The sequence below is a fragment of the Streptomyces sp. NPDC050704 genome (assembly GCF_040654355.1).
Taxonomy (GTDB): Bacteria; Actinomycetota; Actinomycetes; order Streptomycetales; family Streptomycetaceae; genus Streptomyces.
In genome coordinates this window covers 26,949-44,357 of record NZ_JBFAHW010000043.1, presented here as the reverse complement: position 1 = coordinate 44,357, position 17,409 = coordinate 26,949, and the positions used below count along the sequence as shown (strand labels likewise).

General features: G+C 70.0%; 17 protein-coding genes. 14 read left to right on the top strand and 3 right to left on the bottom strand.

What is annotated here, in order from left to right; all coding sequences use genetic code 11:
- The first annotated feature begins 25 nt into the window (after window positions 1-25).
- From AB0I18_RS24980 to AB0I18_RS24965, 4 genes are all read left to right on the top strand, one after another.
- Window positions 26-679: a response regulator transcription factor gene (locus tag AB0I18_RS24980; RefSeq protein WP_006380516.1), complete on the top strand. Its 654-nt coding sequence runs from the start codon at window positions 26-28 to the stop codon at window positions 677-679.
- 6 nt (window positions 680-685) lie between these two features.
- Window positions 686-1,918: a HAMP domain-containing sensor histidine kinase gene (locus AB0I18_RS24975; protein WP_363107786.1), complete on the top strand. Its 1,233-nt coding sequence runs from the start codon at window positions 686-688 to the stop codon at window positions 1,916-1,918.
- A 393-nt stretch (window positions 1,919-2,311) separates the two neighbouring features.
- Window positions 2,312-2,608: a DUF4193 domain-containing protein gene (locus AB0I18_RS24970; RefSeq protein WP_005481602.1), complete on the top strand. Its 297-nt coding sequence runs from the start codon at window positions 2,312-2,314 to the stop codon at window positions 2,606-2,608.
- 13 nt (window positions 2,609-2,621) lie between these two features.
- Window positions 2,622-3,518: a hypothetical protein gene (locus AB0I18_RS24965; RefSeq protein ID WP_363107785.1), complete on the top strand. Its 897-nt coding sequence runs from the start codon at window positions 2,622-2,624 to the stop codon at window positions 3,516-3,518.
- A gap of 73 nt (window positions 3,519-3,591) precedes the next feature.
- Here AB0I18_RS24965 and AB0I18_RS24960 read toward each other — a convergent pair whose 3' ends face one another.
- A complete protein-coding gene (locus tag AB0I18_RS24960; protein ID WP_363107784.1) occupies window positions 3,592-4,050 on the bottom strand; it encodes a DUF3093 domain-containing protein in 459 nt (152 codons plus the stop codon).
- A 58-nt stretch (window positions 4,051-4,108) separates the two neighbouring features.
- Here AB0I18_RS24960 and AB0I18_RS24955 point away from each other — a divergent pair, with 58 nt between their 5' ends.
- The 8 genes from AB0I18_RS24955 (at window position 4,109) to AB0I18_RS24920 (ending at window position 11,889) form a co-directional block, all read left to right on the top strand.
- On the top strand, window positions 4,109-4,693 hold the full coding sequence (locus AB0I18_RS24955) for a PaaI family thioesterase (RefSeq protein WP_363107783.1): 585 nt from the start codon (window positions 4,109-4,111) through the stop codon (window positions 4,691-4,693).
- A gap of 26 nt (window positions 4,694-4,719) precedes the next feature.
- Window positions 4,720-5,268 carry a dUTP diphosphatase gene (gene dut, locus AB0I18_RS24950; protein WP_363107817.1) on the top strand — a complete coding sequence of 183 codons (549 nt, stop codon included), beginning with the start codon at window positions 4,720-4,722 and terminating at the stop codon, window positions 5,266-5,268.
- Window position 5,269: 1 nt separating this feature from the next.
- The gene (locus AB0I18_RS24945) at window positions 5,270-6,031 is read left to right on the top strand and encodes a DUF3710 domain-containing protein (RefSeq protein ID WP_363107782.1); all 762 of its coding nucleotides are present in this window, start codon (window positions 5,270-5,272) and stop codon (window positions 6,029-6,031) included.
- Between the two features lie 273 nt (window positions 6,032-6,304).
- Window positions 6,305-7,216, top strand: a complete 912-nt coding sequence (locus AB0I18_RS24940) for a peptidoglycan-binding domain-containing protein (RefSeq protein ID WP_363107781.1) — start codon at window positions 6,305-6,307, stop codon at window positions 7,214-7,216.
- A gap of 254 nt (window positions 7,217-7,470) precedes the next feature.
- Window positions 7,471-10,038: a sensor histidine kinase KdpD gene (locus AB0I18_RS24935; protein ID WP_363107780.1), complete on the top strand. Its 2,568-nt coding sequence runs from the start codon at window positions 7,471-7,473 to the stop codon at window positions 10,036-10,038.
- Window positions 10,035-10,718 (top strand): response regulator, encoded by a 684-nt coding sequence (locus AB0I18_RS24930; protein ID WP_363107779.1) that lies wholly within the window; start codon window positions 10,035-10,037, stop codon window positions 10,716-10,718. Before AB0I18_RS24935 ends, AB0I18_RS24930 begins: the two co-directional genes overlap by 4 nt.
- Before the next feature lie 46 nt (window positions 10,719-10,764).
- Entirely contained in the window at window positions 10,765-11,163 is a 399-nt protein-coding gene (locus tag AB0I18_RS24925) for an OB-fold nucleic acid binding domain-containing protein (RefSeq protein WP_363107778.1), read from the top strand.
- Window positions 11,164-11,166: 3 nt separating this feature from the next.
- Window positions 11,167-11,889 carry a DUF3159 domain-containing protein gene (locus AB0I18_RS24920; protein ID WP_363107777.1) on the top strand — a complete coding sequence of 241 codons (723 nt, stop codon included), beginning with the start codon at window positions 11,167-11,169 and terminating at the stop codon, window positions 11,887-11,889.
- 91 nt (window positions 11,890-11,980) lie between these two features.
- Here AB0I18_RS24920 and AB0I18_RS24915 read toward each other — a convergent pair whose 3' ends face one another.
- Both AB0I18_RS24915 and AB0I18_RS24910 read right to left on the bottom strand, forming a co-directional pair.
- Window positions 11,981-12,658, bottom strand: coding sequence for a TrkA family potassium uptake protein (locus AB0I18_RS24915; protein ID WP_363107776.1), 678 nt, complete (start codon window positions 12,656-12,658; stop codon window positions 11,981-11,983).
- Window positions 12,658-13,329 carry a TrkA family potassium uptake protein gene (locus AB0I18_RS24910; protein WP_363107775.1) on the bottom strand — a complete coding sequence of 224 codons (672 nt, stop codon included), beginning with the start codon at window positions 13,327-13,329 and terminating at the stop codon, window positions 12,658-12,660. Before AB0I18_RS24910 ends, AB0I18_RS24915 begins: the two co-directional genes overlap by 1 nt.
- 444 nt (window positions 13,330-13,773) lie before the next feature.
- On the opposite strand from AB0I18_RS24910, the gene AB0I18_RS24905 reads away from it, so the two are divergent.
- A complete protein-coding gene (locus tag AB0I18_RS24905) occupies window positions 13,774-15,825 on the top strand; it encodes an APC family permease (RefSeq protein WP_363107774.1) in 2,052 nt (683 codons plus the stop codon).
- 91 nt (window positions 15,826-15,916) lie between these two features.
- On the top strand, window positions 15,917-17,257 hold the full coding sequence (locus tag AB0I18_RS24900; RefSeq protein WP_363107773.1) for a class I SAM-dependent RNA methyltransferase: 1,341 nt from the start codon (window positions 15,917-15,919) through the stop codon (window positions 17,255-17,257).
- Window positions 17,258-17,409 lie beyond the last annotated feature (152 nt).

Below are 17,409 nucleotides of genomic sequence, written 5' to 3'. Positions count from 1 at the left end.
GGTGGACAGAGGAAGGACAAGCGACGTGCGCGTACTCGTCGTCGAGGACGAGCAACTGCTCGCCGATGCGGTGGCCACCGGACTGCGCCGGGAGGCCATGGCCGTCGACGTCGTGTACGACGGTGCGGCCGCCCTGGAACGCATCGGAGTCAACGACTACGACGTGGTGGTCCTCGACCGCGACCTCCCCCTGGTGCACGGCGACGACGTCTGCCGCAAGATCGTCGAGCTCGGCATGCCCACGCGCGTGCTGATGCTCACGGCCTCCGGAGACGTCAGCGACCGTGTGGAGGGCCTGGAGATCGGGGCCGACGACTACCTCCCCAAGCCCTTCGCGTTCAGCGAGCTGACGGCACGCGTGCGTGCCCTCGGCCGGCGTACGAGCCTGCCGCTGCCGCCTGTCCTGGAGCGGGCCGGCATCAAACTCGACCCGAACCGTCGCGAGGTCTTCCGGGACGGCAAGGAGGTCCAGCTCGCGCCCAAGGAGTTCGCCGTCCTGGAGGTGCTGCTGCGCAGCGAGGGCGCCGTCGTCTCGGCCGAGCAGCTCCTGGAGAAGGCCTGGGACGAGAACACCGACCCGTTCACCAACGTCGTACGTGTCACCGTGATGACCCTGCGCCGCAAGCTGGGCGAGCCCCCGGTGATCGTCACCGTGCCCGGTTCCGGCTACCGGATCTGATCTGCGATGGCCACGACACCCGCGCCGCCCAAGGCGCCTCCGAAGCCCACTTGGGACCCGAGGAAACCGGAGCCGCCGTTCCCCTGGCTGCGTCCGACCATCCGGATAAGGCTCACCCTGCTGTACGGCGGCATGTTCCTGATCGCCGGAATCCTGCTGCTGTCGATCATCTATCTGCTCGCCGCCGAGGCCCTGAACGTGGGCAGTGGTCTGCCGTTCAGGATCGTCTCCGGCGGGGTGACCAGCCCCACCTGCAACTTCCCGCCCAGCCCGTCGGCGACCGAACTCAACGAGGCGATGAACGCCTGCGTCAACGAGCAGCGTCAGCACGCCCTCGACAACCTCCTGAGCCGCTCGCTCCTCGCCCTGCTCGGCCTCGCCGTGATCGCGTTCGCCTTCGGCTACGCGATGGCCGGCCGCGTCCTCGCGCCGCTCGGCCGGATCACCCGCACCGCGCGCGCGGTGGCCGGCTCGGACCTGTCGCGGCGGATCGAGCTGGACGGCCCGGACGACGAGCTGAAGGAGCTGGCGGACACCTTCGACGACATGCTGGAGCGGCTGCAGCGGGCCTTCACGGCCCAGCAGAGGTTCGTGGGGAACGCCTCGCACGAGCTGCGGACCCCACTGGCGATCAACCGCACGCTCCTGGAGGTGCACCTGTCCGATCCCGGGGCACCCGTGGAGCTGCAACAGCTCGGCAAGACCCTGCTCGCCACCAACGAGCGCAGTGAGCAGCTCGTCGAGGGCCTGCTGCTGCTCGCCCGCAGCGACAACCAGATCGTGGAGCGCAAGCCGGTCGACCTCGCCGAGGTCGCCTCGCAGGCCGTCGACCAGGTGCGTGCCGAGGCGGACGCGAAGGGTGTGGAGATCCGCGGCGAGCAGACTGCCGCGGTCGTCCAGGGCAACGGCGTCCTCCTGGAGCGCATCGCCCTGAACCTGGTCCAGAACGCCGTGCGGTACAACGTGGCGGAGGACGGCTGGGTCGAGGTCACGACGGAGATGCAGCACGGTCAGGCGGTCCTCGTGGTGTCCAACACCGGTCCCGTGGTCCCCGCGTACGAGATCGACAATCTTTTCGAACCGTTCCGGCGGCTGCGGACGGAGCGCACGGGCAGTGACAAGGGCGTGGGTCTCGGCCTGTCGATCGCCCGGTCGGTGGCCCGTGCCCACGGTGGTCACATCGCCGCGGAACCGCGCGAGGGAGGTGGACTGGTGATGCGAGTAACCCTGCCTATCTGAGACCATGTCGCCGACACGCGAGGATGTTCGCTTTGCGCGGAATTTTCTGGGCACCTGCCCAGCGGACTCGTGTGTGATCGATCACAAGGACGAATTTCCGGCCATCTACTCTCCGTGATCAAGAAGGCTGTCGGAAAGCCGGGAACATCCGGGTTTTCGGGGGTTCAGATCACGGGAAGTACACGGTGAGACGCCTTTGAAGTGCGGCATTCGGACCGTGTACGGTCCCGTTCGCCATCCAAGCCGATCACTCTTGAGGGGTCCGATTGGGTGTCGATTGAGTAACAGACCTTGATGTGAGGCAAAATCTCCGCTTCGGGTCGGGCACAAGTCCGGCCTCTCGCGCGTTACGTGCGCTGGAGACACCGCAGACACCCAGAGGGGGAGAGCGACATGGCAACGGATTACGACACACCACGAAAGACCGACGACGACGTCGACTCGGACAGCCTTGAAGAACTCAAGGCTCGCCGGAACGACAAGTCGACCTCGGCGGTAGACGTCGACGAGTTCGAGGCCGCGGAAGGCCTGGAGCTGCCCGGCGCGGACCTCTCGAACGAAGAGCTGGCCGTCCGGGTCCTGCCGAAGCAGCAGGACGAGTTCACCTGCATGAGCTGCTTCCTGGTCCACCACCGCAGCCAGCTGGCCCGCGAGAAGAACGGCCAGCCGATCTGCCGCGACTGCGACTGAGGCAGGGTCGGCCGTGACTGGCTCGACCCCGCCCTGGAAGCGCCGTTTCCGTGACCAGGGAGCGGCCGGTCCGTCTTCGGACGGCGTACGTGACGACGAGCGGGGCCGCCCGGCCTCGCTCGAAGCGGTGGACGCGACAGGCGCCTCCGGTGCCCTGGCGGTGCCGGATCCGAAGGCGCCTGTCGCCAAACGCCGAGTGGCCGCCGTCGGCCACGGGGTCAGGGAAGGTGTCCGTAAAGGCGGCAGCCGGGCCAGGGCGGGCCTGGCGTACCTGACCGACCGAATCATCGAGAACGCCCCGCGTATCCCCGTACGCGACCTCGCGACGCTGCGGAAGCAGTTCCCCGGCCTGGGGCCCGAGCAGCTCGCGGACAAGCTCGTCGCGGGCGCGTGCAACGCGACGTCCACCGTGGGCGCCGGAGTCGGCGCCGCCGCGATGATGCCCGTACCACCCGCGATGCCCACGGAGCTGGCCGCCGAGGTCACCGGCGTCGCCGCGATCGAGCTGAAGCTGATCGCCGAGCTGTACGAGGTCTACGGCCTGCGGCCGCCGGGCAACGTGAAAGAGCGCTCCACCACGTATCTGAACTCGTGGTCGGAGGAGCGCGGCATCGACGTGACCAAGCCGTCGACGTTCAACGGGGCCCTCGGGGTCCACATGAAGCGCGAGCTGCGTCAGCAGATCATGAAGCGCATGGTCAGAAACCTGCCGAACCTGATGCCGTTCATGGTCGGCGCCGCCGTCGGGGCGGTCATGAACCGCCGTGACACGAGAAAGCTCGCCGATCGCGTCCGCAGGGACCTCCGCAAGGCGCAGGTGCCGTGGGACGCGCTGCCGGCCCTGCCGCCCCTGGAGAAACCCGCCGATCCGCTGGGCATGGGGGAGAACCCCAGGGAGCTGGGGCGCTGAACACGCGTGCGGGGTGCCCGCGCGCGCAGCACCTCACGCCGCACCCCGAGACAGCGGCGGCTTCCTGCGCGGTCTACGCGGCGCGCACCGCGTCCAGTGCCGCCACCAGGCGCTCCGGCTCCCGGGTCGACAGATACACGTACGGGGTCGGGTCCGACGGGTCCGTGATCTCCACGCGGAGGGCGGTCGGGACGTAGGAGCGCAGGAGCATGAAGGCGCGCGTGTCGGCCTTGAACGTGCGCCAGGCGCGGGCCTCCTCGGCGTCGAGGATGTGGGCCTCGCCGAGGGCGGAGACCGGGATCTTCGCATCGCCCGCGATCAGGGAGCCGCCCACCACACGGATCCGCACCGAGCCGTACGAGCTGGCCGCCACCGCCGCGACCGCAGTGCCGCCGACCAGGCCGCCCAGCAGCGGCAGCGTGCCGAACGGCAGCAGGATCAGGGCCATCGAGACGCCCACCAGGAGGCTGATGAGCCACCAGGAGCGAGGCGCGGTCAGACGTTCTTCGTACGGTGGGGCGGAAGGCTGCATACGGCCAAGCCTGCCACGGTGCGTATGTCCGGCTTACGCGGAGGTAGGGTCTGCGCCTGTGAGTGGTACATCTTCAGCACTGCGGCCCCCGGCCGACGCCGTGGCGCCGGTGCGGCACCCGGACGCGCCCGCCCCCGGCGAGCTGCTCGGCGCGCACTACGACCAGTGCTTCGGCTGCGGCGGCGAGCAGCCGCACGGGCTGCACCTGGCGGCCCGCGCCGGTGAAGGCGTGCGGATCACCGCGGAGTTCACGGTGAAGGGCGCCCACCAGGGCGCTCCCGGCCTCGCGCACGGCGGAGTCCTCGCGAGCGCCCTCGACGAGACCCTCGGCTCGCTGAACTGGCTGCTGCGCACCATCGCCGTGACCGGACGGCTGGAGACCGACTTCGTACGGCCCGTGCCCGTCGGCACCGTGCTGTACCTGGAGGCCGAGGTCACGGCGGTGGCGGGACGCAAGATCTACTCGACCGCCACCGGGCGGATCGGCGGCCCCGAGGGGCCCGTCGCCGTCCGCGCGGACGCCCTCTTCATCGAGGTGAAGGTCGACCACTTCATCGACAACGGCCGCCCGGAAGAGATCAGGGCGGCCATGAACGAACCGGACCAGGTCCGGCGTACCCGTGCCTTCGAGGTGAACCCGTGACCCCGGCTTCCATGCCTTCGACTCCCATGACCCCGGCTCCCGTGAACGTGCTGATCAAGCGCGTCGATCCGGACGTACCGCTTCCGGAATACGCGCATCCCGGCGACGCCGGCGCGGACCTCCGGACGACGGAGAACTGTGAACTGGAGCCCGGTGAACGAGCCGTGCTGCCCACCGGAGTGTCCGTCGCGCTCCCCGAGGGGTACGCGGCCTTCGTGCACCCGCGCTCCGGGCTCGCCGCCCGCTGCGGTGTCGCTCTCGTGAATGCCCCGGGGACGGTGGATGCCGGGTACCGTGGGGAGATCAAGGTGATCGTGGTGAATCTCGACCCGCGCGAGTCCGTGCGGTTCGAGCGCTTCGACCGGATTGCCCAACTGATCGTCCAGCAGGTCGAGAAGGTGCGCTTCCAGGAGGTGGCGGAGCTTCCCGACTCGGCGCGGGCCGCAGGGGGCTTCGGGTCCACTGGCGGGCATGCCGCCGTGGGCTTCGGGTCCACTGGCGGGCATGCCGCCGTGGGCGGCACATCGGGTGGGAATCGATACGCTTCGGTCGTATCCGACCGGGAAGGACATTGACGTGTTCGGACGTCGCAAGAAGGGCAGTGCCGCCGAGGACGCGGCGGGCGAGGCCGAGCAGGTCGTCGACGGCGTCGACACTGAGGCGGACGGGGCGGAGCGCGGGCGCGTGAGGCTCGAACCGGAGCCGCGCCCCGACGGTCCCTGGGACAGCGCCGAGGTGCGTGATCCGGCCGAGGGCCGGGTCGACCTTGGCGGCCTCTTCGTGCCGGGGGTCGACGGCATGGAGCTTCGCGTGGAGGTCGCGGGCGACGCGATCGTCGCGGCGACCGTGGTGCTGAAGGACAGCGCCGTCCAGCTGCAGGCCTTCGCCGCTCCCAAGCGCGAGGGCATCTGGGGCGAGGTGCGCGAGGAGATCGCCTCCGGCATCACCCAGCAGGGCGGTGTCATCGACGAGGTCGAGGGCCCGCTGGGCTGGGAGCTGCGCGCCCAGGTGCCGGTGCAGCTGCCGGACGGGACGGGCGGCTTCCAGGTCGTCCGGTTCATCGGTGTGGACGGCCCCCGCTGGTTCCTGCGCGGAGTGATCTCCGGCCAGGGCGCCGTGCAGCCGCAGAGCGGCGGCGTACTGGAGTCGATCTTCCGGGACACCGTGGTGGTCCGCGGCGACGGCCCGATGGCCCCGCGCGACCCGATCGTCCTGAAGCTTCCGGACGACGCGCAGATGGTCGCCGAGGGCGTTCAGCAGGAGGAGCAGGCCGGTTCCCGCTTCTCCGGCGGCATGGGTCAGCTGCAGCGCGGACCGGAGATCACCGAGGTCCGGTAGCCGCGTACGGCCGCTTGCAGGAAGTGGGCGATGGGCCGCACTCCCCTCGGGGAGTGCGGCCCATCGCTGTTCCCGGCGCCTTGGGTCAGGCGGGCGGGGCTCCGAATCAATAAACGTCTGATTTAAGAAACGCCCTGAACCGCAACCCCTGAGTGGCTACGCTGCGTCACCCAGGGCGGAAGAGGTTGGGGGGAGAGCCGATGTCGAGGCGTCAACTCCCTTGTTCCGCCCGGCACTTACCGAACCGGACAGACCGACATGGGGGACCTGGGGATGAGCAAGATCTGGATCGACAAAGCGCAGAGACTGGGTGACGGGAGCATCGGAGGCGCGATGGACCTCGCGTCGGCCCCCGGCCGCGTCGTCTGGCACACCACGGAGAGCGGCAGTGGTGACGACGCGTTCCGTGCCGTGGCGGCGCATCTGATCCGGGTGTCCGCCGAGCCGCACCTGCTGTACGCCCCGACCACCGACCGGCTCGGCCAGTTCGGCCCGCTGAACCAGAGCGCCCGCGCCCTGCGCAATGACGGTTCGACGCGGACCAACCGCGTCGGCAAGGTGTGCATCCAGATCGAGGTGCTCGGGCGGGCGGCCAAGCCGTTCACCGCCACCTGGAAGCCGGGTCCGAACTTCAGGGCCATGATGGCCGCGATCCGTTCCTGGAATGTCCCGGACACCTTCCCGGCGGGCCGCCTGGCGAAGTCGGCCGCCGACGCGACCAACCGCCCCCGTTCGGTGTGGCTGACCAAGGGCGGTCACTACGGCCACGCGAACATCCCCGGCAACGACCACTGGGACCCGGGCAACATCGACAAGTCCGCCCTCTTCGAGGCGGCGGACGGCAAACCGGCGCCGGGCACCGGCCCCAAGCCGCCCGAGCCGCCCAAACCGCAGAAGCCGGTCGTCGACCTGAGCAACCTGATCGCCGCCGCACGCCGCGATCCGGGCCTGCCCCAGGGCGGCAAGACACACAAGGCGGACGTCCTCGTCGTCGAGAAGGCCCTCGTCGCCGAGGGGCTGCTGCCCGCACAGTGGGCGGACGGCTCCTTCGGGACCAGGACCGTCGAGGCGTACGCGGCCCTCCAGCGCCGGTACGGCTACACCGGCGCCGAGGCCGACGGCATCCCGGGGCGGACGACCCTGGGCAAGCTCGGTGCGGAGCACGGTTTCACCGTCAAGGCCTGAAGCGCCGGCCGGCGTGCGGCCCGTGGCGTCCCGGACGACTCGACGACTTCCGGAGTGCCACGGGCCGTTGCCGTCGCCCCTGGGCCCCGGGCCCGCGTTCTGCCTCACGCTTCCCGCTTCCCGCTTCCCGCGCATCAGGGTTGCGTCAAAGACGCCCGCGCTCCGGCTTCCCGTCCCATTTGCGTGAATTGTTGGCCGTAGGGTCGACGCAGCGTACACAGTGTGTTCGGTGTGTTTGGGAAGACAATGGGGCCATGGGACGCGGCAAGCTTCGGATCTACCTCGGTGCGGCGCCGGGCGTCGGCAAGACCTACGCGATGCTGTCCGAGGCGCACCGGCGTGTGGAGCGGGGCACGGACTGCGTGGTGGCGTTCGTGGAGCACCACAACCGGCCGCGCACCGAGGTGATGCTGCACGGCCTGGAGGAGATCCCGCGCAAGGAGCTCGCCTACCGGGACACCGTCTTCACCGAGATGGACGTGGACGCGGTCCTGGAACGGGCTCCGGCCGTCGCCCTGGTGGACGAACTGGCCCACACGAATGTGCCCGGCTCACGGAACGCCAAGCGGTGGCAGGACGTCGAGGAACTCCTGTCCGCCGGGATCGACGTCGTGTCGACGGTGAACATCCAGCACCTGGAGTCGCTCGGTGACGTCGTCGAGTCGATAACCGGCGTACGGCAGCGGGAGACCGTCCCTGACGAGGTGGTGCGCCGCGCCGACCAGATCGAGCTGGTCGACATGTCGCCCCAGGCGCTGCGGCGGCGGATGGCGCACGGCAACATCTACAAGCCGGACAAGGTCGACGCGGCCCTCTCCAACTACTTCCGGCCCGGCAACCTCACCGCCCTGCGCGAGCTGGCCCTGCTCTGGGTGGCCGACCGGGTCGACGCGTACCTCCAGCAGTACCGGGGCGAGCATGGCATCCGCTCCACCTGGCAGGCCCGCGAGCGCATCGTCGTAGGCCTGACCGGCGGTCCCGAGGGCCGCACCCTGATCCGCCGTGCCGCCCGGCTCGCCGAGAAGGGCGCCGGCGGCGAGGTGCTGGCCGTCTACATCGCCCGCAGCGACGGACTCACCTCCGCCTCACCGAAGGAGCTGGCCGTCCAGCGCACCTTGGCCGAGGACCTCGGCGGCACCTTCCACCACGTCATCGGCGACGACATCCCGGCCGCCCTGCTGGAGTTCGCCCGCGGTGTCAACGCCACCCAGATCGTCCTGGGCGTGTCCCGGCGCAAGGGCTGGCAGTACGTCTTCGGGCCCGGCGTCGGCGCCACGGTCGCCCGGGAGTCGGGGCCCGACCTGGACGTGCACCTGATCACGCACGACGAGGTGGGCAAGGGACGCGGCCTGCCGGTGGCCCGGGGTGCGCGGCTCGGCCGCTCCCGGATCATCGCGGGCTGGCTGACCGGTGTCGTCGGCCCCGTGGTCCTCTCGCTGCTGCTGACCCACAGCTCCGCGGACCTCGGTCTTGCCAACGACATGCTGCTGTTCCTGACGCTGATCGTGGCGGCGGCGCTGCTCGGCGGACTGCTGCCGGCCCTCGCCTCGGCGGCCTTCGGCTCGCTGCTGCTGAACTACTTCTTCACCCCGCCGCTGCACCGGCTGACCATCGCCGACCCCAAGAACTTCGTCGCCATCGTGATCTTCGTGGGTGTGGCGGTCTCGGTGGCCTCGGTGGTGGACCTCGCCGCCCGGCGCACGCACCAGGCGGCCAGGCTGCGCGCCGAGTCGGAGATCCTCTCCTTCCTGGCCGGCAGCGTGCTGCGCGGCGAGACCAGCCTCGACGCCCTCCTGGAGCGGGTCCGGGAGACCTTCGCCATGGAGTCGGTCGCCCTGCTGGAGCGCCTGAGCGACATCGACCCGTGGACCTGCGCGGGCAGTGTCGGCCCGCATCCGCCGACGCTCCCCGAGGACGCGGACGTGGACATGCCGGTCGGCGACCACACCGCACTCGCCCTCTCCGGCCGCGTACTGCCCGCCGAGGACCGCCGGGTGCTGGCCGCCTTCGCCGCCCAGGCCGTCGTCGTCCTGGACCGCCGACGCCTCCAGGAGGAGGCCGACCAGGCCCGCGCACTCGCCGAGGGAAACCGCATCCGCACCGCCCTGCTCGCCGCCGTCAGCCACGACCTGCGCACGCCCTTGGCCGCCATCAAGGCCGCCGTGTCGTCCCTCAGGTCCGACGACGTGGCCTGGTCCGAGGAGGACGAGGCCGAACTCCTGGAGGGCATCGAGGAGGGCGCCGACCGCCTCGACCACCTGGTGGGCAACCTGCTCGACATGTCCCGGCTCCAGACAGGCACGGTCACCCCGCTGATCCGCGAGATCGACCTCGACGAGGTGGTCCCGATGGCGCTGGGCGGCGTACCCGAGGACAGCGTCCACCTGGAGATCCCCGAGACCCTGCCCATGGTCGCCGTCGACCCGGGCCTGCTGGAGCGCTCCGTCGCCAACATCGTCGAGAACGCCGTCAAGTACAGCCCCGCGGACCGGCCGGCCCTGGTCTCCGCCAGCGCGCTCGGCGACCGCGTCGAGGTGCGGGTGGTCGACCGCGGCCCCGGCGTCCCGGACGAGGCCAAGGACCGGATCTTCGCGCCCTTCCAGCGCTACGGGGACGCTCCCCGCGGTGCCGGGGTCGGCCTGGGCCTGGCGGTGGCGCGGGGCTTCGCCGAGGCCATGGGCGGCACCCTCGACGCCGAGGACACCCCCGGCGGCGGCCTCACCATGGTCCTGACCCTCCGGGCGGCTCCGTCCCGGCCCGACGGACCCGATGGACTGGGCGAAGTCGTGGAACTCGTACAACCGGAAAGGCAGGCTTCATGACCCGCGTCCTCGTGGTCGACGACGAGCCGCAGATCACCAGAGCTCTCGTGATCAACCTCAAGGCGCGCAAGTACGAGGTGGACGCGGCCTCCGACGGCGCCACCGCGCTCAAACTCGCGGCCGCCCGCCACCCCGACGTGATCGTGCTCGATCTGGGCCTGCCCGACATGGACGGCGTCGAGGTGATCAAGGGGCTGCGCGGCTGGACCCGGGTACCGATCCTGGTGCTGTCCGCCCGGCACTCCTCCGACGAGAAGGTGGAGGCCCTCGACGCGGGCGCCGACGACTACGTCACCAAGCCCTTCGGCATGGACGAGCTGCTCGCCCGGCTGAGAGCCGCCGTCCGCCGGGCCGAGCCCACCGGGGGCGACGAGGAGGACGTGATCGTGGAGACCGCGGACTTCACCGTCGACCTGGCCGCCAAGAAGGTCAACCGGGACGGCCGTGACGTGCGCCTCACCCCGACCGAGTGGCACCTCCTGGAGGTGCTGGTGCGCAACACGGGCCGCCTGGTCAGCCAGAAACAGCTGCTCCAGGAGGTCTGGGGCCCCTCCTACGGCACCGAGACGAACTACCTGCGGGTCTACATGGCCCAGCTGCGCCGCAAACTGGAGGCGGACCCGGCGCACCCCCGGCACTTCATCACCGAGCCGGGGATGGGGTACCGGTTCGAGCGGTAGCACCAGGGGTACGTAGCTGTCAGCGCCCCCCGGTACGCTTTTAGGCATGAGTGCTGTCCCTCGTTCCGAAAAGCCGGCGGGCCGGTTCCGGCGCATGCTCGACCGGCTCTCCTCCTCTCAGGAGGACCTGGAGTCGGAGGAGCTGCGCGAGGACGCCGTGACCGCGGGGTGCACGCGCATCGGGGACTGCCACGACCGACAGGTGGTCACCGTTACTGGTACCTTGCGCACGGTCACCCTGCGCCCGAGGGCCGGTGTCCCGGCCCTGGAGGCCGAGCTGTTCGACGGTTCGGCCGCCCTGGACGTGGTGTGGCTGGGCAGGCGCTCCATAGTCGGGATAGAACCGGGGCGCAAGCTGATCGCATCGGGCCGGATCTCGATGAGCCGGGGCCGCCGGGTGCTGTTCAACCCCAAATACGAACTCAGACCCCTCGGACGGGAGTAGCCGGTGACGTCGCTCGACAAGCCGACCGAAGACGCCCAGGATTCGCGGGCGGTGACCGAGGCCGCGCTCTTCGAGGCGTTCGGCGGTCTGCGGGGCATGATCGAGACGGTCCTGCCGGGACTGCTCTTCGTGACGATCTACACGATCAACAAGGATCTGCACTCGGCGGCCATCGCGGCCCTCGGTGTCTCCATCCTGCTCGTCGTGGTCCGCTTGGTCATGAAGGACACCGTCAAGCACGCCTTCAGCGGCGTCTTCGGGGTCGCCTTCGGCGTGGTCTTCGCGATGATGACGGGCAACGCGAAGGACTTCTACCTGCCGGGCATGCTCTACACGCTCGGCCTCGCCCTCGCCTACCTCATCACGACCCTCGCCGGAGTCCCCCTGCTGGGCCTGATCCTGGGCCCGGTCTTCAAGGAGAACCTCTCCTGGCGCACCCGCAACCCGGGCCGCAAGAAGGCCTACTCGAAGGCCAGTTACGCCTGGGGCCTGATCCTGCTCGCCAAGTGCGCGATCCTCTTCCCGCTCTACTGGTGGGCCGACACGACTCAGCTCGGCTGGGTCCTGGTCGCCCTGAAGATCCCGCCGTTCCTGTTGGCGGTCTGGCTCACCTGGGTCTTCCTCGCGAAGGCGCCCGCGCCGATCGACGTGTTCGCGGAGATGGAGGCGGAGGAAAAAGCGGAGCAGGAGCGCGAGGCGGCCGAGAGGGCCCAGCGCACCCAGTAGGAGCGCGTCCACTTCAGCAGCTTCAGTAGCGCATACGAGACTGAGGGCGCCCGGAGATCTCCGGGCGCCCTCAGTCTCGTATCTCCGGAAATCAGCCCGCCGCGTCCTCGCGGCGCACCGACAGCAGGTCCTCCAGCTGCTCCTCGCGGGCCTGGGCCGCCACGAACAGCAGCTCGTCGCCCGCCTCCAGGGAGTCCTCCCGGGACGGGGTGAGGACACGCGTGCCGCGGATGATGGTGACCAGGGACGTGTCCTCGGGCCATTCGACGTCGCCCACCTGTGTGCCGGCCAGGGCCGACTCGGGGGGCAGGGTCAGCTCGACCAGGTTGGCGTCGCCGTGGCTGAAGCGGAGCAGCCGGACCAGGTCGCCGACGCTCACCGCCTCCTCGACCAGGGCCGACATCAGACGCGGGGTGGAGACGGCGACGTCCACGCCCCAGGCCTCGGTGAACAGCCACTCGTTCTTGGGGTTGTTGACGCGGGCGACGACGCGCGGGACCCCGTACTCGGTCTTCGCCAGGAGGGAGACGACGAGATTGACCTTGTCGTCGCCCGTCGCGGCGATGACCACGTTGCAGCGCTGGAGCGCCGCCTCGTCCAGGGACGTGATCTCACAGGCGTCGGCGAGCAGCCACTCCGCCTGCGGGACGCGCTCGACCGAGATGGCGGTCGGCGCCTTGTCGATCAGCAGGATCTCGTGCCCGTTCTCCAGGAGCTCGCCCGCGATCGAGCGGCCCACGGCGCCGGCACCGGCAATGGCGACCCTCATCAGTGACCGCCTTCCTCTTCGGGGCCCTCGGCGAACGCCGCCTCGACCTTCTCGACGTCGTCCGTGCGCATCATCACGTGCACCAGGTCACCCTCCTGGAGCACTGTCTGCGAGGTGGGCAGCACCGCCTCGCCCAGCCGGGTGAGGAAGGCCACGCGTACGCCGGTCTCCTCCTGGAGCCGGCTGATCCGCTGGCCCACCCACGACGCGGCCGCGTGCACCTCGGCGAGCTGCACACCGCCGGTCGGGTCGCGCCACAGCGGCTCGGCGCCCGAGGGCAGCAGCCGGCGCAGCATCTGGTCGGCGGTCCAGCGGACGGTGGCGACGGTCGGGATGCCCAGGCGCTGGTAGACCTCGGCGCGGCGGGGGTCGTAGATGCGTGCCGCGACGTTCTCGATGCCGAACATCTCGCGGGCCACCCGGGCGGCGATGATGTTCGAGTTGTCACCGCTGGAGACGGCGGCGAAGGCGCCGGCCTCCTCGATGCCCGCCTCGCGCAGGGTGTCCTGGTCGAAGCCGACTCCGGTGACGCGACGGCCGCCGAACCCGGAGCCCAGTCGTCGGAAGGCGGTGGGGTCCTGGTCGACCACGGCGACCGTGTGCCCCTGTTGCTCCAGGGTCTGGGCAAGAGCGGAACCCACTCTCCCGCAGCCCATGATGACGATGTGCACGACCGTCCTTCCGGTATCAAAAGTTACTGCTCAGGCTAAATCCTGCTCAGGCTGGAACAGGGTCTCAGACCGATGCCCAAGCTACACACGCGCGGTCCGCCGGGGGCACCCCCGTGCACGGTCGCCCACGGCTTCCGGACGATCAGCGGCGGCTGATGCTGCGGACGCTGACGAGGGTCAGGATCCCGAGGCCGACGAGTCCGGCGGCGGCGCCGAGGAACTCCGCGGTGGCATGCATGTGACCTCCATGAAGTGGTAAAGCAGAGCAAAGGTTTGGCCTTTTTCATATAGGCACGCGGATCGGTGCGGCCGCGCGATCCGCAACCGGGGCCGCACCGATTTCACTCGGAGAGCAGAGGGCGGGAAGAAAGTCCTCGTAATCGGGCGTCGCCCGGGGCGGGGGAGGGTGGGCGTGGCCGTGTTCGACCGCTTACGATCCTCTGCGTGTCCAAACTGACCGACGTGCCCAAACGGATCTTGATCGGGCGCGCACTGCGCAGTGACCGGCTGGGAGAGACACTCCTGCCGAAGCGCATCGCACTGCCCGTCTTCGCCTCCGACCCGCTTTCCTCCGTGGCGTACGCACCGGGGGAAGTACTCCTGGTCCTCTCCATCGCGGGCGTGTCGGCCTACCACTTCAGCCCCTGGATCGCCGTCGCGGTCGTCGTGCTGATGTTCACCGTCGTGGCCTCGTACCGGCAGAACGTGCACGCCTACCCCAGCGGCGGCGGTGACTACGAGGTCGCCAACACCAACCTCGGCCCCAAGTCCGGCCTTACCGTCGCCAGCGCGCTGCTGGTCGACTACGTCCTGACCGTCGCCGTGTCGATCTCGTCCGGCATCGAGAACCTCGGCTCGGCCATCCCGTTCGTCATCGAGCACAAGGTGCTCTGCGCGGTCGCCGTCATCGTGCTGCTCACGCTGATGAACCTGCGCGGGGTCAAGGAGTCCGGGAAGCTCTTCGCCATCCCGACGTACGTCTTCGTGACGGGCGTCTTCCTCATGATCGCGTGGGGCGCGTACCGCGGACTGGTCCTCGACGACACCATGAAGGCGCCGACCGCCGACTTCGAGATCAAGGCCGAGCACCAGGGACTCGCGGGTTTCGCCCTGGTCTTCCTGCTGCTGCGCGCCTTCTCCTCGGGCTGTGCCGCGCTCACCGGCGTCGAGGCGATCTCCAACGGCGTCCCGGCCTTCCGCAAGCCCAAGTCGAAGAACGCGGCGACGACGCTCGCGATGATGGGCCTGCTCGCCGTCACCATGTTCTGCGGCATCATCGCCCTGGCCATGGAGACGAAGGTCCGCATGGCCGAGAACCCGGCGCACGACCTGCTCCGGAACGGCGTCGCGGTCGGCTCCGACTACGTCCAGAACCCGGTGATCTCGCAGGTCGCCGAGGCCGTGTTCGGCGACGGCAGCTTCCTGTTCATCGTGCTCGCCGCGGCCACCGCGCTCGTCCTCTTCCTGGCCGCCAACACCGCGTACAACGGCTTCCCGCTGCTCGGCTCGATCCTCGCGCAGGACCGCTATCTGCCCCGCCAGCTGCACACCCGCGGCGACCGCCTCGCCTTCTCGAACGGCATCGTGCTGCTCGCCGGCGCGGCCATCCTGCTGGTGTGGGTCTACGGCGCCGACTCGACCCGTCTCATCCAGCTCTACATCGTCGGCGTGTTCGTGTCCTTCACGCTCAGCCAGACCGGCATGGTCCGGCACTGGAACCGCCACCTGGCCACCGAGAAGGACCAGGCCAAGCGCCGCCGCATGATGCGCTCCCGGGCGATCAACACCTTCGGTGCCTTCTTCACCGGCCTTGTGCTGGTCGTCGTGCTGGTCACCAAGTTCACGCACGGTGCCTGGGTCGCGCTGCTCGGCATGGTGATCTTCTACGCGATCATGTCCGCGATCCGTAAGCACTACGACCGGGTCTCCGAGGAGATCGCCGCGCCCGAGGGCCCCTCCGACGACAGCGTGCGCCCCTCCCGCGTCCACTCGGTCGTCCTGATCTCCAAGATCCACCGCCCGACGCTGCGCGCCCTCGCCTACGCCAAGCTGATGCGCTCCGACACCCTGGAGGCGCTCAGCGTCAACGTCGACCCGGCCGAGACGAAGATCCTGCGCGAGGAGTGGGAGCGGCGCGGCATCGACGTACCGCTGAAGGTCCTCGACTCGCCGTACCGCGAGATCACGCGGCCGGTCATCGAGTACGTGAAGAGCCTGCGCAAGGAGTCCCCGCGCGACGCGGTCTCCGTGATCATCCCCGAGTACGTGGTCGGCCACTGGTACGAGCAGCTGCTGCACAACCAGAGCGCGCTGCGGCTCAAGGGGCGGCTGCTGTTCACGCCGGGCGTGATGGTGACGTCCGTGCCGTACCAGCTGGAGTCCTCCGAGGTCGCGCGGAAGCGGGCCCGCAAGCGGCAGGAGTGGAACGCGCCGGGTGCGGTGCGGCGCGGTCCGGCGGAGGAGCGGCCGAAGGAGTCCAGCACTCCCAAGGGCTGACGGGCTTGTGGTGAGCGGTCGGGCGGCGTCCACGTAGACTGGTGGGCTGTTGTCCGGCCGTTCCCCATTTCGCATCTGGAGTCACCCCGCCATGCAGGCAGAACCCAAGAAAACGCCGGCGGGGTCGCTCGTGGGGCAGGAGTACGAGGTCGAGATCGGCCCGGTCGCCCACGGTGGGCACTGCATCGCCCGTACGGCCGAGGGCCAGGTCCTCTTCGTCCGGCACGCGTTGCCCGGCGAGAAGGTCCTCGCGCGCGTCACGGAGGGCGAGGAGGACTCGCGCTTCCTGCGCGCGGACGCGGTCGAGATCCTGGAGGCCTCCAAGGACCGGGTCGAGGCTCCCTGTCCGTACGCCGGACCCGGCCGCTGCGGTGGCTGCGACTGGCAGCACGCCAAGCCGGGCGCGCAGCGCCGCCTCAAGGGCGAGGTCATCGCCGAGCAGCTCAAGCGGCTCGCGGGCCTCACTCCGGAGGAGGCCGGCTGGGACGGCACGGTGATGCCGGCCGAGGGCGACAAGCTGCCCGCCGGTGAGGTGCCGGGCTGGCGTACGCGCGTGCAGTACGCGGTGGACGAGGACGGCAACGCCGGTCTGCGCCGCCACCGTTCGCACGAGGTCGAGCCCGTCGAGCACTGCATGATCGCGGCGCCCGGTGTCTCCGAGCTGGGCATCGAGAAGCACGACTGGTCCGGGATGCAGTCGGTCGAGGCGATCGCGGCGACGGGTTCGCAGGACCGCATGGTGATCCTCGAACCGAAGCCGGGCGCACGGCTGCCCCTCGTCGAACTTGACAGGCCCGTCTCCGTGATGCGCGTCGAGGAGCACGACGGCGGTATCCACCGCGTCCACGGCCGTGGCTTCGTCCGCGAGCGCGCCGACGACCGCACCCACCGGGTCGGCAGCGGCGGCTTCTGGCAGGTCCACCCGAAGGCGGCCGACACCCTCGTCAAGGCGGTCATGCAGGGCCTGCTGCCGCGCAAGGGCGACATGGCCCTCGACCTCTACTGCGGCGTCGGCCTCTTCGCCGGCGCCCTGGCGGACCGCATCGGCGACAAGGGCGCGGTCCTCGGCATCGAGTCCGGCAAGCGTGCGGTGGAGGACGCCCGGCACAACCTCGCCGCATTCGACCGCGTCCGCATCGAGCAGGGCAAGGTCGAGGCGGTCCTGCCGCGCACCGGCATCACCGAGGTCGACCTCGTCGTCCTCGACCCGCCCCGCGCGGGCGCCGGCAAGAAGACGGTCCAGCACCTGGCTTCGCTGGGGGCTCGCAAGATCGCTTACGTCGCGTGCGACCCGGCGGCGCTGGCGCGGGATCTGGGGTACTTCCGGGACGGGGGGTATCGGGTGCGGACGTTGCGGGCGTTCGATCTGTTTCCTATGACTCATCATGTGGAGTGCGTCGCCATCCTTGAACCGGCGGCCAAGGGCTCCTGACCTGCGGTTTTGTTGGGGAACGGAGGCGGGGACGCGACGTTCACTGAGTGGCCGCGGTGGGGGACATCCCTACCCGCCGATGGGCGGGCAGGGACACCGGAGACGTCGTGATGCGACGGCTCGGAGGCGGCGGGACCGACCGGTACGGGGCC

Excerpts from the sequence above, each read along its gene's own strand:
- AB0I18_RS24935 (WP_363107780.1), top strand. The coding sequence starts at position 7,471 with ATGGGACGCGGCAAGCTTCGGATCTACCTCGGTGCGGCGCCGGGCGTC.
- AB0I18_RS24970 (WP_005481602.1), top strand. The coding sequence starts at position 2,312 with ATGGCAACGGATTACGACACACCACGAAAGACCGACGACGACGTCGAC.
- AB0I18_RS24960 (WP_363107784.1), bottom strand. The coding sequence starts at position 4,050 with ATGCAGCCTTCCGCCCCACCGTACGAAGAACGTCTGACCGCGCCTCGC.
- AB0I18_RS24930 (WP_363107779.1), top strand. The coding sequence starts at position 10,035 with ATGACCCGCGTCCTCGTGGTCGACGACGAGCCGCAGATCACCAGAGCT.
- AB0I18_RS24900 (WP_363107773.1), top strand. The coding sequence starts at position 15,917 with ATGCAGGCAGAACCCAAGAAAACGCCGGCGGGGTCGCTCGTGGGGCAG.
- AB0I18_RS24975 (WP_363107786.1), top strand. The coding sequence starts at position 686 with ATGGCCACGACACCCGCGCCGCCCAAGGCGCCTCCGAAGCCCACTTGG.
- AB0I18_RS24915 (WP_363107776.1), bottom strand. The coding sequence starts at position 12,658 with ATGAGGGTCGCCATTGCCGGTGCCGGCGCCGTGGGCCGCTCGATCGCG.
- AB0I18_RS24940 (WP_363107781.1), top strand. The coding sequence starts at position 6,305 with ATGAGCAAGATCTGGATCGACAAAGCGCAGAGACTGGGTGACGGGAGC.
- AB0I18_RS24925 (WP_363107778.1), top strand. The coding sequence starts at position 10,765 with ATGAGTGCTGTCCCTCGTTCCGAAAAGCCGGCGGGCCGGTTCCGGCGC.
- dut (WP_363107817.1), top strand. The coding sequence starts at position 4,720 with ATGACCCCGGCTCCCGTGAACGTGCTGATCAAGCGCGTCGATCCGGAC.